Source organism: Bartonella sp. PS17NMGDW (assembly GCF_042193555.1).
In the GTDB taxonomy this organism is placed as follows: domain Bacteria; phylum Pseudomonadota; class Alphaproteobacteria; order Rhizobiales; family Rhizobiaceae; genus Bartonella; species Bartonella grahamii.
Window position 1 is genome coordinate 145050 of sequence record NZ_JBHILY010000004.1, and the last position, 21660, is coordinate 166709.

21 protein-coding genes, 1 tRNA gene and 3 pseudogenes are annotated in these 21660 nt (G+C 35.1%); 21 read left to right on the forward strand and 4 right to left on the reverse strand.

The window, feature by feature from the left end; all coding sequences use genetic code 11:
* Nucleotides 1–614 precede the first annotated feature (614 nt).
* Nucleotides 615–1766, forward strand: coding sequence for an FMN-dependent L-lactate dehydrogenase LldD (gene lldD / locus ACFIJK_RS04540; RefSeq protein WP_375626848.1), 1152 nt, complete (start codon nt 615–617; stop codon nt 1764–1766).
* Nucleotides 1767–2852: 1086 nt separating this feature from the next.
* Here the strand turns inward: lldD and ACFIJK_RS04545 are convergent.
* The gene (locus ACFIJK_RS04545; protein ID WP_375625722.1) at nt 2853–2975 is read right to left on the reverse strand and encodes a hypothetical protein; all 123 of its coding nucleotides are present in this window, start codon (nt 2973–2975) and stop codon (nt 2853–2855) included.
* A 1483-nt stretch (nt 2976–4458) separates the two neighbouring features.
* Between ACFIJK_RS04545 and ACFIJK_RS04550 the strand changes: the two are divergent.
* Nucleotides 4459–4913, forward strand: a pseudogene (locus tag ACFIJK_RS04550) (integrase); the annotation flags it as partial.
* 849 nt (nt 4914–5762) lie between these two features.
* Here the strand turns inward: ACFIJK_RS04550 and ACFIJK_RS04555 are convergent.
* On the reverse strand, nt 5763–6425 hold the full coding sequence (locus ACFIJK_RS04555; RefSeq protein WP_012754682.1) for a lysozyme: 663 nt from the start codon (nt 6423–6425) through the stop codon (nt 5763–5765).
* Between the two features lie 1051 nt (nt 6426–7476).
* Here ACFIJK_RS04555 and ACFIJK_RS04560 point away from each other — a divergent pair.
* Nucleotides 7477–7681: pseudogene (locus ACFIJK_RS04560) on the forward strand (helix-turn-helix transcriptional regulator).
* 102 nt (nt 7682–7783) lie between these two features.
* Here ACFIJK_RS04560 and ACFIJK_RS04565 read toward each other — a convergent pair.
* Nucleotides 7784–7856, reverse strand: a tRNA-Thr gene (locus ACFIJK_RS04565).
* Nucleotides 7857–8309: 453 nt separating this feature from the next.
* Between ACFIJK_RS04565 and ACFIJK_RS04570 the strand changes: the two genes are divergently transcribed.
* The gene (locus ACFIJK_RS04570) at nt 8310–8513 is read left to right on the forward strand and encodes a SlyX family protein (RefSeq protein WP_375626827.1); all 204 of its coding nucleotides are present in this window, start codon (nt 8310–8312) and stop codon (nt 8511–8513) included.
* Between the two features lie 570 nt (nt 8514–9083).
* Here ACFIJK_RS04570 and ACFIJK_RS04575 read toward each other — a convergent pair.
* Nucleotides 9084–9422: a hypothetical protein gene (locus ACFIJK_RS04575; RefSeq protein WP_375626851.1), complete on the reverse strand. Its 339-nt coding sequence runs from the start codon at nt 9420–9422 to the stop codon at nt 9084–9086.
* Between the two features lie 164 nt (nt 9423–9586).
* Here ACFIJK_RS04575 and ACFIJK_RS04580 point away from each other — a divergent pair, with 164 nt between their 5' ends.
* From ACFIJK_RS04580 to ACFIJK_RS04660, 17 genes and pseudogenes are all read left to right on the forward strand, one after another.
* Nucleotides 9587–11014 (forward strand): amino acid permease, encoded by a 1428-nt coding sequence (locus ACFIJK_RS04580; protein ID WP_375626823.1) that lies wholly within the window; start codon nt 9587–9589, stop codon nt 11012–11014.
* A 40-nt stretch (nt 11015–11054) separates the two neighbouring features.
* Entirely contained in the window at nt 11055–11735 is a 681-nt protein-coding gene (locus ACFIJK_RS04585; protein ID WP_012754688.1) for an energy-coupling factor ABC transporter ATP-binding protein, read from the forward strand.
* Complete coding sequence (locus ACFIJK_RS04590; protein WP_375626854.1) at nt 11732–12370, forward strand: energy-coupling factor transporter transmembrane component T family protein; 639 nt, start codon at nt 11732–11734, stop codon at nt 12368–12370. The genes ACFIJK_RS04585 and ACFIJK_RS04590 overlap by 4 nt, the downstream gene beginning before the upstream one ends.
* 15 nt (nt 12371–12385) lie before the next feature.
* Nucleotides 12386–12955, forward strand: a complete 570-nt coding sequence (locus ACFIJK_RS04595) for a biotin transporter BioY (RefSeq protein WP_375626819.1) — start codon at nt 12386–12388, stop codon at nt 12953–12955.
* A gap of 246 nt (nt 12956–13201) precedes the next feature.
* Complete coding sequence (locus ACFIJK_RS04600) at nt 13202–13756, forward strand: biotin transporter BioY (protein ID WP_375626856.1); 555 nt, start codon at nt 13202–13204, stop codon at nt 13754–13756.
* Between the two features lie 70 nt (nt 13757–13826).
* Nucleotides 13827–13925, forward strand: a pseudogene (locus ACFIJK_RS04605) (SMI1/KNR4 family protein); the annotation flags it as partial.
* A gap of 5 nt (nt 13926–13930) precedes the next feature.
* Complete coding sequence (locus tag ACFIJK_RS04610) at nt 13931–16504, forward strand: DUF6990 domain-containing protein (RefSeq protein WP_375626875.1); 2574 nt, start codon at nt 13931–13933, stop codon at nt 16502–16504.
* Nucleotides 16505–16592: 88 nt separating this feature from the next.
* On the forward strand, nt 16593–16940 hold the full coding sequence (locus tag ACFIJK_RS04615) for an HNH/ENDO VII family nuclease (protein ID WP_375626858.1): 348 nt from the start codon (nt 16593–16595) through the stop codon (nt 16938–16940).
* Nucleotides 16941–17214: 274 nt separating this feature from the next.
* Nucleotides 17215–17685 carry an SMI1/KNR4 family protein gene (locus ACFIJK_RS04620; protein WP_375626860.1) on the forward strand — a complete coding sequence of 157 codons (471 nt, stop codon included), beginning with the start codon at nt 17215–17217 and terminating at the stop codon, nt 17683–17685.
* The gene (locus ACFIJK_RS04625; protein WP_375626879.1) at nt 17682–17852 is read left to right on the forward strand and encodes a hypothetical protein; all 171 of its coding nucleotides are present in this window, start codon (nt 17682–17684) and stop codon (nt 17850–17852) included. Before ACFIJK_RS04620 ends, ACFIJK_RS04625 begins: the two co-directional genes overlap by 4 nt.
* Before the next feature lie 23 nt (nt 17853–17875).
* Nucleotides 17876–18355 carry a hypothetical protein gene (locus ACFIJK_RS04630; RefSeq protein WP_375626812.1) on the forward strand — a complete coding sequence of 160 codons (480 nt, stop codon included), beginning with the start codon at nt 17876–17878 and terminating at the stop codon, nt 18353–18355.
* A 46-nt stretch (nt 18356–18401) separates the two neighbouring features.
* On the forward strand, nt 18402–19460 hold the full coding sequence (locus ACFIJK_RS04635; RefSeq protein ID WP_375626862.1) for a hypothetical protein: 1059 nt from the start codon (nt 18402–18404) through the stop codon (nt 19458–19460).
* 68 nt (nt 19461–19528) lie between these two features.
* Nucleotides 19529–20191: a lysozyme gene (locus ACFIJK_RS04640; RefSeq protein WP_375626864.1), complete on the forward strand. Its 663-nt coding sequence runs from the start codon at nt 19529–19531 to the stop codon at nt 20189–20191.
* Nucleotides 20188–20415, forward strand: coding sequence for a hypothetical protein (locus ACFIJK_RS04645; RefSeq protein ID WP_012754703.1), 228 nt, complete (start codon nt 20188–20190; stop codon nt 20413–20415). The genes ACFIJK_RS04640 and ACFIJK_RS04645 overlap by 4 nt, the downstream gene beginning before the upstream one ends.
* A gap of 116 nt (nt 20416–20531) precedes the next feature.
* A complete protein-coding gene (locus ACFIJK_RS04650; protein ID WP_375626866.1) occupies nt 20532–20738 on the forward strand; it encodes a hypothetical protein in 207 nt (68 codons plus the stop codon).
* A gap of 179 nt (nt 20739–20917) precedes the next feature.
* Complete coding sequence (locus ACFIJK_RS04655) at nt 20918–21103, forward strand: hypothetical protein (RefSeq protein ID WP_375626868.1); 186 nt, start codon at nt 20918–20920, stop codon at nt 21101–21103.
* Nucleotides 21104–21285: 182 nt separating this feature from the next.
* Nucleotides 21286–21375: a type II toxin-antitoxin system YafQ family toxin gene (locus tag ACFIJK_RS04660; protein WP_375626877.1), complete on the forward strand. Its 90-nt coding sequence runs from the start codon at nt 21286–21288 to the stop codon at nt 21373–21375.
* The last annotated feature ends 285 nt before the right edge of the window (nt 21376–21660 follow it).

A 21660-nucleotide genomic window follows, 5' to 3' on the forward strand; every position in this document is an offset into this window, starting at 1 on the left:
AATTATTCAATTCAATATGGAGAGCTTCTACTCGTATGAACGTTAAAATTTTTTTTATGCTTTATGTGAATTAGGCACTGTATATTTTTATAAACTTTCATGAAGTAAGTAACAAGTCTCAGTTTTGAGTATTGATATAAGAAGATTTCTGGATATATGCGACAGCTTTATTTCCAGTATTAATAAAGGATTTTTTTATCTTTTAGTGGAGATTATGGTTTATACTTAATGACTACAGGCTCTATATTCTTATAACCTATAATGTAAGGACCTGCGGAGGGAGAAACGACTTTAAATTATAACTAATTAAGCTGCGGAGCAATCGCTTTCGAAGAGGTGTTCGTTTAAAGAAAATATAACATTTCAATTGCACATGAACAATATATGAGTGGATACGTTATTAATGATACCCCATACTGTGAGATTTTAAATTTGGATAGGAGAAATAAAGACATTGTTTTTATCAATTAGTTTTTTTAGAAAGTTGCAATCTCTGTTGCTTCTATCTATTCAATAGAGCGTTTTGGGAGAATATCGAGTAGGAAGGTACACGGATTCGCTTTTATGCGTTTTAGGATATCTTCTCTTTTCATTTAGGAACAATGGTGCCATCAATGATTATTTCTTCAACACTTGATTATCGTAAGGCAGCAAAGCGTCGTCTTCCTCCCTTTCTTTTTCACTATATTGATGGTGGGGCTTATGCTGAAGAAACGATGCGACGTAACTGTAAAGATCTTCAAGCTCTTGCACTGCGTCAAAGGATTCTAAGGCAAGTTGGTGAAGTTGATCTTTCAATCAAGCTTTTTGATCAGACACTTGATTTACCGATTGTACTTGCACCTGTTGGGCTAACGGGCATGTATACACGTCGTGGAGAGGTAAAAGCAGCGCGTGCCGCAGCGGCAAAAGGGATTCCTTTTACTCTATCCTCTGTTTCAGTTTGTCCCATTGCGGAAGTGCAAGAAGCGGTTGGAGGTGCATTTTGGTTTCAACTTTATGTTCTCAAAGATCGCGGTTTCATGCGTGATGCACTAGAACGGGCTTGGTTAGCTGGTGTACGCACGTTGGTTTTTACAGTTGATATGCCAGTTCCTGGTGCGCGTTATCGTGATGCGCATTCGGGGATGTCTGGTCCTTATGCTGGATTACGTCGTTTTTTACAAGCGTTTACTCATCCATATTGGGCTTGGAACGTTGGTGTTATGGGGCGCCCCCATGATCTTGGAAATGTCTCCACTTATCTCAAAAAGAAAATTGCATTAGATGATTACGTTGGTTGGCTTGGTGCAAATTTTGATCCATCAATTGGTTGGCATGATTTACAATGGATTCGCGATTTTTGGAAAGGAAAAATGATTTTGAAAGGTATTCTTGATCCAGAAGATGCACGAGAAGCAGTAAAATTTGGTGCGGATGGTATTGTTGTTTCTAATCACGGCGGACGTCAGCTTGATGGTGTATTATCAACAACACGAGCGTTGCCTGCAATTGCGGATGCTGTAAAGGATCATTTGACTATTTTAGCGGACTCAGGTGTTCGTTCTGGTCTTGATGTTGTCCGCATGATAGCACAAGGTGCGGATGCTGTTATGATTGGCCGTGCTTTTGTTTATGCGCTTGCAGCAGCAGGTAAGAAAGGTGTTATGCATCTCCTTGATCTTTTTGCCAATGAAATGCGGGTAGCTATGACACTGACCGGTACTCAGACAATTAAAGATATTACACGCAAGAGTTTAGTAAATATAGATGTTTTTAAGCAATGAAAGCAATATTTTTACTGCTTTCAGAAAAAGAAAGTCTTTTTATAGAGGAGCATAATTATATATTTTACAAATATGTTGACAGTTAAAGTTAAATAGAAAAGATCAAAAAGCTCCTCTATAAAATCACATAAAATACTCAGTAACTAAAATAATACTCCGTAAATACAATAATATTTAACGCAAAAATCTTAATAATAATAAACACAAAAAAAACACTAATAACATTGCATACATCTTTTACTTATTTTATTAAAAGCTCATTCTATGGATAAAAAGGAACAAGCGCTGATATTAAAGGTAAAACAATTGTTGATATAGAAAAAATAGATATAAATAATGCTGCGAGCATTTTTCTCTCCTATATATAAAAATATAACATGTTAATTACTTCTTTCCCACATTATCATAAAACGTAAATTTATAAACTTCATTTAGTTTTATTTTAATATAGAACAATATTAATTATGGCATATAAATAAAATTATTAAAAATGTCAATATGTGTTTATTGTAATCTATAATTATAATAAAAAATAGATCTAATAAATAATATTTCTATAATCTATATATTATTTATATTAATTTTATTGGGTAATTATTATATGGATATGATATTGTTTTTATGGAGTACATTTTTAAGCAATGAAAAAAATACCCATACAATCTTTAAAAAAGCTCGTTTACTGAGAGCAAGACTGCGTGAATTAATGTTTTTCTTTCTTATTTTCTCGCATCCTCAATGAGTTATGATGTTTTTGAACTGGCGAACATATTAGGAAGCAGTTAAATATTTTTTGTATAGTATGTCATTGCTAACACTGTTTATGCTTTCTCTATTGATTTCATAATTTGTTAAAAAAATCGAGTTTGTTTTTATTACAGATGGGGTCGTTAGGTATTCCTAATGATACAAATTGGCATAGAACGTTTTGTTCTATAAGGGATTTAACAATTGCATCTCTAGGCTTCTCCATTGATACTATGCTCTTCATAGACAACAACAGATTGGTGAGATTGGCATAACTCTAGCACAGATATATTATCTCAAAGTTGAATTGTTGGCACACTTGTAAACGTTGGGATAACTTTATGTTTTTTGAAGCTCTACAGCAATATCAAGACAAATCTGAACAGGTTCTTCAGTAGCAAGTAAGAGAACATCTTTCCCTTTTTTAAACAGAAGTTTTTCTGATATCAATTTTTGCAGCATTTTTGTGAATATTCATAACAGCGCGCTTTCCTAAACTTATATAAACGGGTACAGGATTACTCAGAGTGGAAAAAATTACAGTTTCCATTTGATCGAATTACTCTCATAAGTAATTGGATAATATTTACTTTATCGCTGAATAAAAAAGAAAATTTTTTCTTTCTTTAAATAGAGGATGTGTTGTCATCTAGCCAATAGGGATAGTTTGCGAGCAATTTGTTCGATGCAAGACAACTTAACATTGCAGTTACTTTTTATCACTTGAAGCTGTGAAAAGAAGGCTAAGATAGATAAAAGAATGTAAAAAATGAGGGATACATTTTAAAATAAAAAATTATAATTATGTTAATTCCACACCAGTTGCTGCTGATATTGGTAACAAAAGAAATTTGACTAAAAAAATTATCAAAATTATTGAGGACATTCCTAATAGCATGTAGACTAAATCTTTTTGTTGGTATGGGTGGGATTTTCTTTGAGCAGAAATTGATTCTATCCCCTGAAATTAGCAATAATCTCTCCGGTGATGTCGTAAACTTTTGGGGGATGTTACAACGTCACTATCGTCCTTTTATGAAAAATCTAGCATTTCAGATGAGTAGCTGTGAGGAGTTTCAACGTTTAATACAGTAAGACCCAACAACTCTCACGGATTTAGAATGGGCTTCAAGATTTTTATATTTACAGCGATTAAGTTTTGGAGGGAAGGTAAATCGTACGATGAGAGTTGGAATCCGTCGTAGCGCGTGGGTTTAAGTCTTTCCAATTTGAAGGCGTGCTAAAACTTATTTGCCTCTGTTTAGCAGGTGTTAGCATTGAACATTTAAACTGGTCTGATTTTATTGTGCGTTATGATCATCTAAAAAACTTGTTTTATCTTTCACCACTTTATTGTGGTTTTGAAGGTTATTCCAGAAAAGATTTTTATAAGCGGGAGAATTATCAGCTGATGTCTAAGCTGCTTGTATAAATAAAAGGGAGGTTTCTTTTGTCTTTAAACAATATGCTAGAAATTCAAAAAACTTTAGTTAATTTCATAAAAGAGATTACACCATCTTATACAGATTGCTCTGCAAATAATACAATTTCTGGTAAGGAATAGGGCACCACCAATTTTGATTTCTAAAAAAGAAACAATACGCATTAAAGAGTCTTTAAATTTGCGGACTTTTTGAGAATCCTTTCAGAATCTTTTGCAAAAAGTGAACTGATAGAAGATTTGCTATCAAAATATAGAAACTTTTCTAACAAATTACGAATAAATCTAAAAATATATATTACATATAAAAAACAGTATGATACGCTGGCAGACTGGGCTTTAGAAACAAGAATCAAAGTGTATAAAGATGCATAGAGGTGAGATTGGTATGGATCATTTTTATGATTCAATAAAAATTAAAGAAAAAATTCTATATCAAAAATTTAAGGTGGTTTAAAAGGTGGACGGGCAATGCATAGAAGGATGAACGAGAAGGTGAATTAGGTGAGGGAGATTTATAGATTATCAGCATCTTTTGTATAAAGTGTCTCCTCAAGGTAAATATTGTGATGAAGTAAGACAGTGGTTGAATGTTCAAAAAGATAATACACGCTCTTAATTTTTCCGTTATACACATCACAATAAATGCCGTGAAAGGCACGGTTCTGTTACAAACTTTCTCTAAAAGCAGCATATGAGTTTGCAAGATATTAGAGTGATGTTTTAAAAGAAGGTAATGGTCCCATTTTATTTCAGGAACAAGTTATCTTAAAACAGCAAAGCAATATTTTTCAAGAAACTGCAAAAGCGACTTTTGAAAGCAAAAAAGCAGAGTTAAAAAATGAAGGTAAAAACGGTTTCTGGTTTTCTCCACTAGAGTTGCATGTTATTTCCCACATAGGGAATTTACTACAGAAAAATTAACAGCCAAGATCACTCACAATGTTTTTGCGCCACTTTAGCATGAAAAAGCAGATACCGTGCGGAACTATTTGTCTTATCTTCAACATCATTATTACAATTAGAAAGCTGAAACAACGTCATTCACAAATCACATAAAAGCTGTCCATTGTTCATTATACAATCCCGTGGATTGTTTTTCTTAAGCATGCCAAATCCTATTTTGTTGAAGACAGAACGTTGAGTATCATTAGTTCTTTGAACGACGACAGCAGTGCAATCCGTAAAATCTTTTCTCATCTTCTTTAGTAGGATAACAAAGATGCTCTTGGAATACACCAATAGACTCAATCACTTTATACAAATATAACCTTGTTGAATCCTTTCGCTTCAACTCAGACATCTCCGTCACTCTAATTAAATCCTATCGACCACCAGAGCGTTTTTATCCTTTAAGTTCTTTTACTTTTAATCTGAATATATCGACCTCTTTCAAATCTTTTCATTGATTAATCTTTCAGAGGAATTGTATCCTTAGCACTTTATTTTCCGTTTATGCCTCCAACCACATAGACCAGCACCTTGTTCATTATGTTTTAAATATCTCTCGCCAAATTTGGACTAATCACATTGATATCTTGTCGATTCAAATAAATTGGCAGCCATCCAATACAAGAAGTTCATTCATTCGTCGCGCAGCCAGTTAGAAAGCTTAGTACGCATAGCAGCATCAGTTTTCTTATTAATCTTCATTTTCTACCTTAAGCCGTGTTGTCCTATTTTGAAAGCTTCCTTTGTTTGCTTTTGCTTCTCAACTTGTTTCCCAAGAAAAAAGGCTTTCACTAAAGCTATAAGAAAAGCTGCTATGGTCACTGATGTCATTGTTAGATATTTTTTTATCCATAAGATCATAGGCGGTGTTCTTGAAAGCGTTTAGCAATGTATACCATAGCTGTACAAGCAGCTAAAACCATAATGCCTGCTAAAACCCATTGAACAGGACCATTTCCTGAAAAAAGCCCTCCAAGCCCTGAAAAAGAACCTATGATTGGTGCAAGAGCTTCTACTTTGCAAATACCTGTTACACCTTCTGATTCTACTACATGATAATTTGGAGCAACATGAGATCCTTTCGCCCATAATCCTGCTTCGGCTGCTCGGCGATTGACAAGACCTTGGATACGTTTTCCTCCTACTCTTGTCCATTTTTGTAATTCAGTTGGTACCACTTCATATGCACCTTTATTGAGCTTTTTTAAAAGTGTAGAATTGCAAAAGGCTGTTATTCCTACGTTATAGCAAAATGATACTAATGCCGCGAATTGTTCATTGTTTAAAGGAACGGTAACGGCTTTTTCAACAACGAGTTCACACTCTCTCAAATCCTGACAAAGGATTTTTTCAGCTTCTTTTTCCGTAATTTGCATGTCTTTGTGGACGCTTGGAGCACCAGCAGCATTTGTATGTCCATAACCAATTGTCCATACACCACCAGAATATTCATAAGCCGATAAACGTAAGCCTTCCAATTGCTTAATCAATGCAAGCCCTTCTTTTGATATTTTTCGCATTATTCTTACCTATAAAAAAACCTACACAAAGCAGGATATGAATCGAAAACTTACATCTACTCATTTTTAAGAACAGAACAGCGAAAGGGCATAATAAATTCAAAATCTCCATAGTGAGTTATGTTAAAATCCATATCGTTTTTTGAACAAATATTATGCTAAACACCATTCATTTTGCAGCAATTGATCTCCATCTCAAGATAATAACTTTATAATAGATCCATTTATAGTCAGATAGATTTTACTCATAAATTCTTACAGTTGATCCAGAATGATTTAGAAGAACTTTACTTAAAAAACTTCAATAATCCTGATGAAAAAAAGCATTTTTTAACAAAAAAATAAGAGATATAATAAGTAATGAAATAATAGGTATTGATTTTCAAGTAATTGCATAACCCATAAATTACACCATAGAATTATTTTCATAAAAACAAAAAAACATTACAGTTGAATATTATAGATCTACAAATTATCTTAGAATCAACACGATATACACGTAACGTATTATACATATTTAATAAAAAAATCTATAGTGAATTTAACTATTATTTATTTTTTCCTCTAATTGCTTAATTTTCTTAAAAATATCTTTATGAAGGATTTTAAATAAAATGTTATATAAAACATAATCGATATTTTCTCCCTCTCTAGTAGTCTGTTTCCAACTAAAACAATATAGTAGTGGAGCATATTCAATATATGGACCAATGATATTGGATAGTGTTGTAAAGAATATTGTATTGTAATAAACTTGAACGATGATTTCGGTTTCATATATTTTTTCCATATGAATAACGCTTTCGTCTTTTTCATATGAAGCGTTTTATGGGGCATTTGAGGCCAATGGTATCATCTTTGTCTAGTGATGTATTGGCTACGTTTCCAGAAGCGTCTTAAACAAATCAATCAAGCTATTGAAATCTTTTTAGAGGCAATAATACAAGAGATACAAAAGATTTTAACAAAAAGCCGCTTGAAGATATGGGAGGTTCTCTCCTCCTAGCATCTCCGCCCATTTACATAACATAAAAAAGAGAAAGGTAATGAGATGATATTTGATGATGGCGATAGATATGTAACAACCCGTGAATGTGTACAGCTTTTTAGTGTATCCACAACAACGATTCGCAATTGGGTGCTTCAAGGGGTTGTTTCCGGAGCCATATAAGCTATGGAGAGCGGTGAGGTGGAGAAAGAAAGAGATCTTAGCCTTTACTCCAGAGAAAAATACGGAGCAAATAACAACAGATTAGGTAAAATTGTATAAACGGTAGAAGGTGGTCTAAAAGGTGGTTTTCAAACAGATAATTAAATAAAAAATCTGGATGTTCTAATATGATAAAGAGAAAATGCGGTGCCGCATGCCGGATTCGAACCAGCGACCCCATCATTACGAATGATGTGCTCTACCAACTGAGCTAATGCGGCATAGGTTTGTAAATCAATGAGACAAAACTAATTTGAGGGTAATAGCTAAAAGTACGTATAAAAGCAAGAATGCATTTTTTCAATAATTTATAAAATATGATAATAATTTGCAGGAGAAGTATGTAAAAATCAGAGGACAGTATTCTTTGATCTTAATACTATAAATGCTTTCCAATTTACGATAGCACTCAAATTAAGAAGCTAGGAATGTAGATCTTGAGGATGGAAAAAGGTGTCAAGATAACTTAGTAAAGATAAAAACATTTTCTGATTCTTAAGAAAGAAATTTGTTGAATAAGTGATTAGGAAAAAAAGATCATTATAAACCCTTTATAATGTGAAAATAAGATGAGTAGAATTAGTTGAAAAGTTACTTCTTATTTTTATGGGAAGAAAAAGGGGGAGGATTAATAAAATTAATCACGTTTTTTTATTTAAGATGGAGTAGGAATCATGTCGGATGAAGATCGGCTTATAGAACTAGAAATGAAGCTAGCTTACCAAGAAAAATTCATTGAGGAGCTTTCTCTAGTAGTAACTAATCAATGGAAAATTTTGGATGAGATATCTAAAAAAGTTGATGTTTTAGCGAGGCGATTTTCAGATTTAAAAGAACAGAGTGTTACTGAAGCTGTTGTTTTACCATTTTCTCAATAGGGAGAAGGTGCTTAAAAGTTCTTCTGCTAATAGTCTCTTGGATTTTTTTAGATGTAATAGGGTGGATATCACAATGGGAGGAAGCTGCGAAATATTCTTTATTACAATTGCAATTATTTACAGATTAGTTTTTATTTAACGCATTTTGTTAGACTTGTAGAATAATTTTTATAAGCTTCTTCCTTAATTTCAAGAAGTTCTAATTTTATAAAGAGTGCTGATATTAGAAGACGTTTTTTATATGTGATTTCTAGTATTAAAATTAAGAAAAGTTTTTGTGGAGTATAGAGAAGTATCCATAAAAATATATGAACTTCAATATGTTAAGTTTTTTCTGTACAGAGTTTTCTATAGATGGGAGTTAGATTTATTCGCTACTTTTTTAAATTGATACAAATGAAGTGATGTTATCGTTATCTATAGAAATTATAAGTGAGCGCATATATTTATAATAAAGCGTTTTAATCCATTTTGATGATCAAGTGATTTGCAGTTGTTTTAATAGGGTGAGGTGCTCTAAGCGATATCGGTTGTGTATAGTATAAAGAGCTCTAGAAGTCTTTTTCAAGATTAAATGTATTCTTCGTTATATGTACATGACATTTTGTGAAAAGGTTTTTGTTTTTCGTAATTTAAGATATAAAATACTATTGCTAAAGCACCAAAGATAGACCATGCTGGTAAATAAGTGAGAGTAATGCAAATTGAAGATAGAAAATCAGGCATTACCTTGCATAGAGATTGGTTAAGGTGATAGACATCTGTTTGCAGAAGGTTTGTTAAAATTTTATTAAAGGGGGTTGTTGTCCAATGTGATGTGATTACAGAGTGTGCGTTATCAATGACCAATGCTATAATAGTTAGTGTAACGAAAATGAAGGACATTAATTTAAATAAATGGTGGAGCATATTTTTTCTTAAAACTTCAACGGGGCATATATATAATGCACAAAAAAATAAGGGGTTGCATTATGATAAGAAAATAATTTTACGTTTGTTTTGTGTTTTTTGAAAAAGGTGCCTGATTTTTCGATAAAAGTTGAAGTTAGGTTCAACAAAAGTAATGAGGCATGATGTCTGAAAAAAAGCACAATGAATTGAAGCGTAGCCTTCAAAATCGCCATATTCAAATGATTGCTTTGGGTGGCGTTATTGGGACAGGACTTTTTTATGGGTCAACCGAGGCAATTCAATTAGCTGGTCCCTCAGTCATTTTATCTTATCTTGTCGGCGGGCTTATTATGTATTTCATTATGCGAATGCTTGGTGAAATGTCAGTAGAAGAGCCGTCTTCAGGAGCATTTAGTTTTTTTGCTTATAAATATTGGGGGAGATTAGCTGGTTTCATAACAGGTTGGAATTATTGGTTTCTTTATATTCTTGTGAGCATGGCTGAACTTACAGTGATAGGTTTTTATCTTGATCATTGGATTTTGATTGATCATTGGAAAGCATCTTTCATTGTTCTTTTATTTGTTACATTCATTAACTTGTTTAATGTTCGTTTTTATGGAGAATTTGAATTTGCTTGCGCTTTGATCAAAGTGGCTGCTGTTATTGGTATGATTATTTTGGGAATTTTTCTCATTGTCACTGAACTAGGGGAAAATCAAGCGAATATTCATTATCTTTGGGACCATGGCGGTTTTTTCCCTTATGGAGCAGTAGGGGTTGTTTTAGCGACTTCTGTAGTAATGTTTTCCTTTGGAGGAACAGAGCTTATTGGTATTGCTGCTGGAGAGGCATCTGATCCACAAAAAACAATTCCAGCGGCTATCCGTCAAGTTATGTGGAGGATTATAATTTTTTATATTGGTTCTATCAGCGTTATTATGATAATCAGCCCTTGGAATATGATTGGAAAAAATGGCAGTCCTTTTGTTACAATTTTCGAGACTATAGGAATTCCTGCTGCTGGTCATATTTTGAATTTTGTGGTGATTATGGCTGCTATTTCTGTTTACAATAGTGGCATTTATTCTAATGGACGTATGCTTTATAGTTTAGCTGTACAAAAAAATGCACCACATATTTTTAGTAAACTGAGTGCTGCTCGTGTTCCTTATATTGCTATCCTTTTTTCATCATTCTGTACGGTGTTGATTGTCGTTTTTAATGCTCTTGTTCCTGATAATAGTTTCATGCGGATCATGGCTCTTGCAACTGCAGCAGCAGTGATTACTTGGGCTATTATTGTTATTGTTCATTTGAAATTTCGCAATGCACATAAGAACAGAAAAGGCAACTTTACTTATGCGTTTGGTTTATATCCTTACGCTAACTATCTTTGTCTCTGCTTTCTTGCTTTATTATTTTGCATTATGTTTATCAGTGGTTTTGGGCAAAATGGATTGATGACTCGACTTTTTGATATGATAGGAATAAGCGTGCCTTTTCTTGAAACATATATTCCTGTACAGATGCCTGATATGAGTTTGGCAGTCATTATTATTCCTCTATGGTGCTTATTATTACTTTTAGGTTATAAACTGAGACGATAGAGAAAGAAGAGCTAATAAAACGGATTGATTGGAATAAATCTTGGGGACTATAAAATTTGATGAGGTAACACAAGTTTTTGGTGATTTGTGTGTTTTAAGGAATATTACTGTACAGCTTACCGAAAAACGAATTGCTGTTATAGGTGCGAATGGTTCTGGAAAAAGTACATTTGTTCGTCTTATTAATGGACTCCAATTACCATCTCACGGTTTTGTAAGCGTTGATGGGCTTGATACCAAGCGCGATGCAAAAGCAGTAAAGCGTAAAGTTGGATTTGTATTTCAGAATCCCGATAATCAGATTGTTTTACCATTAGTTGAAGAGGACTTATCATTTGGTCTCAAAAATTTAAAGCTTAGTAAAGATGAAATTAAGGAGCGTGTAGATGAAATTTTACAGCGCTACGAACTTCAAGACTTCAGAAATCACGCTGTCCATTTATTAAGTGGTGGGCAAAAACAACTTGTTGCTATTTCCGGTGTAGTTGCAATGAAACCAGACTACATTATTTTTGATGAGCCGACGACATTACTTGATTTGCGAAATAAGCATCGCGTTACGCAAGTGATAGAAGAATTACCACAAACGGCAATAGTTGTATCGCATGATTTGGAGTTTTTGAAAAAGTTTGATAGAGTGCTGGTTTTTGATAAGGGGGAGATAGCAATTGATGATGTACCTTTTGTTGCTATCAAGGAGTATATAAGAAGAATGTCATGATCGGTTTATATATTCCAAGGGATACGTTTATTCATAGGTTAAGTCCTGGAGTTAAGTTATTATTTCTTGCGGCGTGTGGAACTTTTATAATAATGGTTTCTTCCATAGCGCTTCTTGGGTTATTTTTGTTGTTGGTCATCTTATTCTATAGAGTCGCCAAGGTCCCTCTCAAAACTGCGATAAAGCAATTTAAATCGATGGGATTGCTTTTGGTTCTTCTATTTGTATTTCAAACTATTTTTAGCGGTTGGCTTACGGGGGTTGAGGTCATATTACGTCTTGTTATCCTCTTTTCTTTATCATCACTTGTTTCATTCACAACAAAAGTTTCAGATATGGTGGATGCAATTGAAGTCTGGCTTCAGCCTTTTTGCTGTTTTGGTATAAATCCATCAAAAGTGAGTATGGTTATTTCTATGGCGATCAGGTTTATTCCTCTTTTGAGTGAAAAGTTTAATGAGGTACATGAAGCACAGCAAGCACGGGGACTTAATACTAACATTGTCGCTCTTGCGATACCTTTAATTATACGAACCATAAGAATGGCTTCAGAAGTGGCTGAAGCATTGGAAGCGCGTTCTTATGATGCTGATACCATTGATACAGCATTTCATAATAATCAAAGTTTTTTATAGTGAAAGAAGAATCAAATGAATACAAAAGATTTAGTTTATATTGCTTTATTTGCCGCTATTTATGCTATTTTAGGACTTTTCCCTTCTATTTATCTTCCTTTTCTTCTAGGGGTACCTATTACAGCTCAATCGATGGGACCGATGCTAGCAGGGTCTATTCTTGGGGCAAAAAGGGGTGCTTTAGCATCACTCCTTTTTCTTGTTCTTGTTGCGATTGGATTACCTCTGTTGCCTGGTGGTCGTGGTGGAATCAGTGTCTTTTCAGGGATTGCAAGTGGTTACTTAATAGGTTTTCCATTTGCTGCATTTTTTATTGGTTTAATGGTAGAATTGTTTTGGCAGCGGTTAAATTTTATAACATTATTTGTGATAAATACTGTTGGTGGCATTGGGATAGTTTATTCTTTTGGTGTTCCATGGACAGCGTATATGACCAAAGTCTCTTTACTGAAGGTTTTAATGGCTTCATCAGGTTTTTTGATAGGCGATTGTTTAAAAGTGCTGATTGCATCCTTTGTTGCACTCGCGATTAAAAGATCTGTTCCTCTCATTCATTCAAAGCATAATAAGAACAAGCTAAAATGAATGTATTATTTTATTATATAATATTCATGTATCACAATAAGTTTACTGAATTTAACCATAGTAATCTATGATGTAATTAAACATTGTAGAATCTAATATGATTTATATAAGTGATATTATTAAAATAAATTATTATAATATTTTTCTCTATATCTAAGGCATTTAAAGTGTACTTTTATAAATCTGATACTTTTTATTAATTATAGAACATTAACGAAATATTTTCCATAGTGAAGGAATAATTCAGTGAATACAAAAGACTTAGTTTATATTGCTTTATTTGCCGCTATTTACGCTGTTTTGAGTCTTTTCCCTCCTATTTATCTTCCTTTTTTACTGGGTGTCCCTATTACAGCTCAGTCTATGGCTCCGATGTTAGCAGGCTCTATACTTGGAGCGAAAAGGGGAGCTTTAGCATCACTTCTTTTCCTTATTCTTGTTGCGATTGGATTACCTCTATTGCCTGGTGGTCGTGGTGGAATTAGTGTTTTTTCAGGAGTTACGAGTGGTTATCTGATTAGTTTTCCATTTGCTGCATTTTTTATTGGCTTTATGGTAGAATTGTTTTGGCAGCGGTTAAATTTCATAATATTATTTCTGATAAATACTGTGTGCGGTATTGGGATAGTCTATTCTTTTGGAATACCATGGGTAGCTTATATGACTCAGGTTCCTTTGCTAACAGTTTTAATAAGTTCATTAGGTTTTTTGGCTGGTGGTTTCTTGAAAGTGCTGATTGCATCCTTTGTAGCGTTGACCATTAAAAAAACCGTTCCTCTCATTCATCCGGAAAAGGGGTAGTTCTGTACTGAAGAACAATTTTTGCCAAATGTATGTGGATTAAAAATCACTACAGAATACCATTCTGTTTTGTCTACTTTATGTCATGTTTCCATTGGGCGATTCTGAATATTACGCTAGCAATTTTTATGAATTCCTTTGCAAAAGAATTAAAGAGCACGCACGGTAATGACGATGCAAACCAAAGATGTCACGGAGATTTTAAAAAGACTGGGCTGGGAGCCTTATCGTGATAACGTGGGTGATACTTTCGCGCATTATCATCTTCCTGACTGCATTGTGGGCATAGGCTATGGTGTAAAAAATTATGGAGAGAGTGGCAAAGAGTTTTTGCTTTCGGCTGATCTCACCACCGCTGCTTATTGTCTTGGCTGGGAATATTCTAGAAGTGAAAAATCACAGCGTAAATATGAAGATGTGCTGTTTTACGCGAAGGAGGATTTTAATGTTAAAGCTCCGGATCTTTCCGAAAGCCATATCACAACCGCTTTAAACAAAGTGATTGCATGGGCGCAAGCACAGGATATTGAAAAAGAGTTGTGCGAGGAAGCTACTAATCATTCTGCCGTTGCACAAGCATTACTTGGTGATATGGAGGCTTTAAGGAGTGATAGATCTACCCCAAAACTATCTGTACCAGAATTTTCTGATTACAAAACAATGACGAGGTATGATCGCCTGCTTTTTTTTGCACAGGCCTATAAAAATGGGGAATTAGACGATATTCTAACGCGCAAGAAGCCAAAACAGCGCTCGATAAGCCTCACAGCAGCAATGCGCGTTCTCAAAACACAAGGGTGGTTTGCTACGGAGCCTGGAAAAATGTGGTTGATTTTGCCCGACCGCTTTATTCAATTTGATTTTGGTTTTATACGTCTCCATGACAATTACAATGTCCGTATTGAAGCTGAAATATCTAATGAAATGATTTCTGTCGCTTGCAATTGTATTCACTATAGTAAGGAATATTGGTGTGTTTCTCCTAAAAATATTTATAATTCTTTTAATACGATTGGGGGGGGGATTTTTAGTGGTTTTGGTAAAGGCATTGATATTTGTGTAGAGACATTAGATGAGCAAGAGCTTATCAAAATCTCTGAGCGGATAATACAGTGGGCACGTGCCCAAGATTTACAAGCATCAATAGAAAGCAAAACGCTTATCCAAAAATATAGCTACAATATAGATATAGTCTGGCATTTAGCTTGTTTAGCATTAACAGGTCAAATTGATGTCCTGAAATCTTATCAAAATTTTTTAGAAGCAGGTACGATTTCTGAAATTTTGGATGACCGTGAAGTAGAGAGATATATTAACCAGGCCGTTCAATTTGCTGAAGAATATCTGAAAATCCTTAATGAGCGAAAAGCTATAGATGATCGTCTTAGTTTACAAGATTTGTCTTTTCTTAATACAGTTTCTGAAGACTTAAAAAGGATGGACTGGACAGTCTATCGTGATAAAAATTACAATTGCAATGCTTATTTTATAAAGAAAGATCGTATCATTAATATAGTGTACGACCTTGATAAAAACGGAGAGACACCATTTGTTACCTTCAAGGTTTCTCTTTCAACACTTGGTTTTTCTACAGCTTATCGATCTATTTTTATCGATACTCCCCAATATACCGTTCTTAAAGAATCAGAAGAAGTTTATGCAGTTTCTAGTACTGAATTGGATGAAGGTAAACTGAAGCAGATCTGTGCGGATATTTTGTGCTGGGCTGATCGACAAAATGTGAATCAAATCATCTATGATTATGCGGCTTTGTCCCCAGACAGTGAATATGATTTTGCGAAGTTGCACCTTATTGCACTTATTCTTATTGGGGATGTTGAAAAACTCAAATTTTATAAGGAAAGTTTGAAGGATAAAAACTTTTCAGCTTTGATAAGGGAAAACATAGCACATATTATTGATAACGTCCTTACTCTTGCACGCCGTTATCGGACTGGTTTTCCTAAAAATGCTCCGATTTTAAGCTTGGATGCGCAAACAGCATCTGTTGCTTCTAAAACAACTTCTGTTGAAGTGGCAGAGGAATTGGATGAAGTGGATGACACTGATGATCGTCTCACCATGGAAAGTGCTCATGCAATTTTAAAAAGCCTAGGCTGGTCAACCGAGAAAATCAATGAGAATGACCATATGGCAAGCTATCAATTGGCTGATCGTGAAGTAGATATTCTTTATAACGACGAAATTGCCAAAGACTACCCACAATTTGATAGCGCCTTTTTGATTAGCACGGGCATTCTTTCCACCGCTTGTAAATTCATTGATCCTACCCACACGGAAGATATTCCAGATATACAGCTTAATTTTGAAGCCAAGGGATTAGAAATCTTTGAACCAGAAGTCACTGCGGATCGCTTAAAGCAAGCACTTGATGATGCGCTAAAATGGTCAGTCAAAGACATTGACCTTTCTAAAAGGCTACGCTCTGATTATGGTATAGCTCCTTGGGAAAAAGGCGCCACGTCTAAAGCAAACGATACGGATTATGCTTTACTTCATCTTGGCTCTCTTGCTTTATTGGGTGATGTTGAGACCTTACAATCTTATCAGAAAAGCTTTACGGCAGGTGATCACCTAGGCTTTGACGAAAGCATCAACAAAACCCATCTTGAACGTGCATTAGCTTTAGCCAAAGAAGTAGCAAAGGTGAAGCAAGTGAGCTACGCTTTAATTAAACAGGTGGCAAAAGATTTTGATGATCACTCAGAGCTTTTTAGCGAGGAATAACCTCGCTCTTGGAAGGAGAGTTTATTTAAGTCTATTTAGAACAAAGAATAAATTGATTATTTTGAAAAAATCGAGGGGATTATGAATCATGAAATGGATAAAGAAAAAAAGTATGGGGGCAGCTGAGCCTATGGAATTTAAAGGTCAAAAAGTTTATCAGGAAGATGAACTGTTTGATCCTGAAACAGTTTCTTCTTGGAAAGAAAAAGGACACATAATAACAGGTACAAATGTGGAAAGAATGGCATCAGGAAGAGCTCCTATTGGAGTCGATTGTAGGCCTATTGTGTTACATCCTGTGACACAAGAACAAGATAGTCCTCTCGTTGAGGTTCTCTACTCATTTTATCAAGACAAGAGTTTGGTTGCTCATATGAAGCCAAAGACAAATTTTATCAAAAAAGTTATTTGTTGGATTTCAAAAAAAGTCTCCTAAGCAGGAAAAAAGAAAAAGTAATTATTGCAAATATTGGAGTAATGACACTAAAAGGCGCTCTCTAAGCTTTAATGATCATCCCCTTTAATTATATCATATATTGTAAATGCGAGATGATTTTACAGACACAGATGAGAAAAGAGTTCCTTCAAAAAAATATCTCTTATGATTTTATCAATCTCATCCCAATTCCATTGGCTATGGTAGAGAAATATTGATCATTAGAAACACTCATTATGAGTAAAAACACGCTGTGACTTATGGAGAAAAATTTATGAAAAGTTATACTTTATCAGATGTTGCACAATATATTGATATGCATAGTCATGCTATTAATTTTGGTACTAAAGATAATGCTCCTGATGATGTAAGGATTAAAACAGCTGAGAATACTCTCGATTTACAATTTACCTCTTCCTATAAGGGTTTTTTAAAAAATTATGGAGGAGGAGAAATTGGAGGTGAAGAAATATTCAGTATTTATGAAATCTGCGCAGGTATTCCTGCTGGTGATATTGTTTACCGAAATTTGCTCGATAGAAGAGATGGCTTTACGGACCCCAAACAACTTGTTATCTGCACAACTGATTTTGGTGAAACCTTTTATTTTGATTATACGCAGTCTCGGGATGGAGAGTGCCCGCTCTATCTTAAGTTTCCACTTGACGATCCCCAGTATTACGCAAGTAATTTTTATGAATTTCTCTGCAAAAGAATTAAAGAGTATGCAGGGGAGGATTCATGAAAACCTATACCTTAGATGATGTTGCAGTATTAATTGATAAAGTTAATAAATATAATGATGATATTATCAATTTTCGTACTGAAGAAAATGCGGCTGATAATCTACAGATTGAAAAGGCGGAGAAAGCTCTTAGTTTGAAATTCAACTCTTCTTATAAGATTTTTTAAAAAAACTATGGAGGAGGGGAAAAATGAAAAAAATCTTAAAACTATTGAGCTGCATGGCTCTCTTAAGTACAGCTGGATGTCAGTTAGGCAATCCTCCCCCATCGACTTTGGTTTTATGGGAAAAGCCTAGAGCAGATCGGGCTGTAATCGAACAATCACTTTTAAAATGTGGCTGGAAACCGGTTTATGCTTCTTCTAGTGATATGAATTCGTATGCAAGTGAATTTGCTTCAGTATATGAGTGCATGAAAAAAGCAGGCTTTCGATATAAATTGCAGGATTCAAAGGGGATTTATTTTACACAACCTCTGAAAAGTGACTCGTTCCTAACCGATCTCATGATAGCTGGATATCAGCAATTTATGGACAATGATACTTTTGGTCTAAGCAATACGAGAAAGAAGGAACGGGCCATGATAACTCATTTTAAGAATGAAAGAAAACGTCAACAAACAAAAAAATCTTTGCAAAAGCGATCATCAAAGCGTCCTACCCATTCTTAAAGAGTTAGTTGAACAAAAAGCACGAATGATGGAGGGAGTCAAAATAGTGCTCTTCTTTATTCAAGCGGGTGATACGTTGAATCTAGAGGTTGATCAACTCACCAACAAGGCAGTGGTAGGTTCTCTTTCCACTAGTTTTTTAGAGGATGTGCGTTTTAATCAGCCTCACAGAATTCTGGAAGCCGATCCGAAAAATAGAAAAGGTCTTGTGATCAATAAAGGGGCATGTTTTCGCTTTTATCATGGTGGTGAGAATGGGGGCAGGCACCTCTTTTACCGCATTCCAGGGCGTGGAAGGATGACTTTTGACGAAGATCTTGAAGCAGGAAAGGATTATTATATATATCTCATCTTAAAAGATCAGACGAATGAGCTATCCTTTGACCTTTCGCAAAATCCGACGGCTCCTGATGGCTATACAGAGGATAATTCTGAAAAGATTGGTGGATTTCATACGCTATGTGCGGATGTTGGTGAGATTGAAGGTCATCCCTTATCAGGTTATCAAGCGGGGGATATTTTGCCCAATTCTGTTTGGTGTTTAAATCACCGCCCGCGCAGTAGTCCAGAAGGGATGGTTTACAATCCGTGGCATAATATTTGGGTTGATATTTATCTTCAATCAGGGACAGGTGTAAATGCAAAGTCGGCATATGGTGTTCCGATTACGATCAATCGTAGCTATGCGGATCATGCATTTGATTTTTGGTCTGTTAGTAAGAGATTTTTGACGAGTGATGAGTTCGCGTCTTGCATGTATGGCAGTAATCAAGCAACCAGTATTGTCGGCAATCAAGCGCCTTCTCCGAAGACGTCTGGAGGACACGTTGATACAAACAATAGACGGATGATTTCGCATATTGGTTGTGAGGATGGTTGCGGTTATGTGTGGCAATATTTGTCTGGTTGTTATCCAGTGACTAAATGGCATACAGGGGAGCAAGGAAGCAGTTTACGTGTAGACATAAATGTTATGTTGGGAGGAGGCGACTGGACTGGTGGCTCTAACAATGATCATCTTGTGCGGAACTTTGCGCATTCTCGTTATGTCGAAGATGAAAAAATAGGCGCTCGTGGATGTAGCGAGCCACTTTATTATAATTAGCGCGAGATTGATTAGAACATCATTTTATCCAGCCTCACTTTTGTGGGGCTTTTTTTATGGAGCGTCAGATGAGAAAGATATCGAAAGAAGGATTAGAGCTTATCAAACAATGGGAAGGTTTGCGTTTAGAGGCTTATAGAGATACGGCATGTGTCTGGACGATTGGTTATGGTCACACCAGCAATGCGGGTCACCCCCTCGTCAAAAAAGGTATGTGTATTAGCCAAGAGCAAGCAGAAGAAATCCTTTGTGAAGACTTAAAGCAATTTGAGAAGACGGTAGAGGAATCGGTCACGGTTTCGTTAACGGATTGCCAATTCGCGGCATTGGTATCGTTTTGCTATAACGTAGGAACAGCTGCTTTTTGCAAGTCAACATTGTTGAAGAAGCTTAATCAAGGGGATTATGAAGCCGTACCCTTAGAATTACAGAAATGGAATAAGGTCGGTGGGAAGCCTCTTGCGGGTTTAGCCAACCGTCGAGCAGCAGAAGCAGGATTATGGGCAAAAGGGTCTTATGTTTCTTCAAATTATCAAAGGGTAGAAACGAAAATGGCAACGGGTCTTTTCAAGGTAGAAGCACTTGCCCCGATTATAGGGTCTTGTTCTGGTTTTGGTGGCTTGTTAGCAGGCAATGGACCAATCCAATGGGCATTAGCAGGCATAATGGTTTTAGCGGCTGTAACGGGCATAGTGATTGTTGCCAAGCGGTTTCGGGAGCAACGCTTATGATTTTTTGGCTAAAGAAATATTCTCTTATGTTTACAGCGGCTTTAGCCGTTTTTTTTATGGCTTTAGCCAAGGCGTTTCACCTTGGCAAGCAAAGCGAACGGCAAAAGCAAACAGAGAATGCTTTAAAGACAGCAACAACGCGGCTTGAGGTAGAAAATGAAGTTAATCAAAAAAGTGATGCTGGTGTGCGCTCTGAACTTTCTCGTTGGGTGCGCGGCAAATAGGTCTGTTTCTTGTGGTGGCTGGTTGCCCATTTATTTGGATAATAAGGATGTTGCGGTCATCAGTTCCAACCTTGCAAGAGATATTTTGAAGCATAACAAGCAGGGAGCCCATTTATGTGGTTGGAAAGATGGTCAAGAAACGAAGCAGCAAAGATAAAGGTCTTACAGAAAAAGAACAACAGCTCCTTCACGAGATGATAGAGACCTACCAAGGTTTAAAGATGATGTCACGTATCATGAAATTGATTGTCTTTATGTTCGTAATAGATTTTTCCCGTTTTGTGGATGCCGTAGATAATAGCTTTTCACACCTCAAAAAGTGACTAACAAAAAGTTGAAAAACTTTTTGTTTAAGAAAAGAAATTAATATTAATGATAATTTACACTATGTTTAACTAAGTTAAATAATGTATAATCATTAATATTCTTAAAGAGGAAATATTATGAGTGAAAAAAGTGACTTATAGCAGCTAAAGTAGATATAAATCTAAAAAGCGCATTTATGGCTATAGCTGAAATAAAACACTGTTCAGCATCTCAAATTTTACGTGATCTTATTCGTGTGTACGTTGAAAATAATAAGATACCCAATAAAGAAACGCTTGAAACTTTTCATAAAAATGATAGCAATGAAGATGTTTTTTATGCTGAAAATATTGCTGATTTGATTAAGCAATTGGATATTTGATTATGCGTTCAGTGAGTTATTCAGGAAAGTTTAAAAAGGATGTAAAATGAGCAAAAAAACGTGGAAAAGATATGCGAAAGTTCACAGAGGTTATGCAACTTCTAGTTAATAAGAAGCAATTGCTATCTATTTTAAATGATCATGCATTACAAGGAAATTAAAAGCCTCGTCGATATCTTCATATAGAATCCGATTGGTTATTAATTTATATAGTTGACGAAGAGCACATCCATTTTGATAGGACAGGTACGCATTCAGATTTATTTAAGTAAAAAGTTGATTATGCCCTTTAAAAAACCTGATTCGCAATAATTGAGAGCCATGTCACAAAATCCTATTCCCTAACCTTTATTTACGAATCCATCATGTTAAAAATATAATAAAAACAAGATATTAAATAAGGAAAAACAAAAAGTGGTGCCCAGACGCGGCAAGCAGGGGCTTAGCAACAAGATTCAAAGTATATAAAGATGTGTAAGAGCGTATTGATGTCTATAGCTTTTTATGATTCAATAAAAAAAGTAAGCATTAAAGGAAAAATCTCAAATCAGAAATTA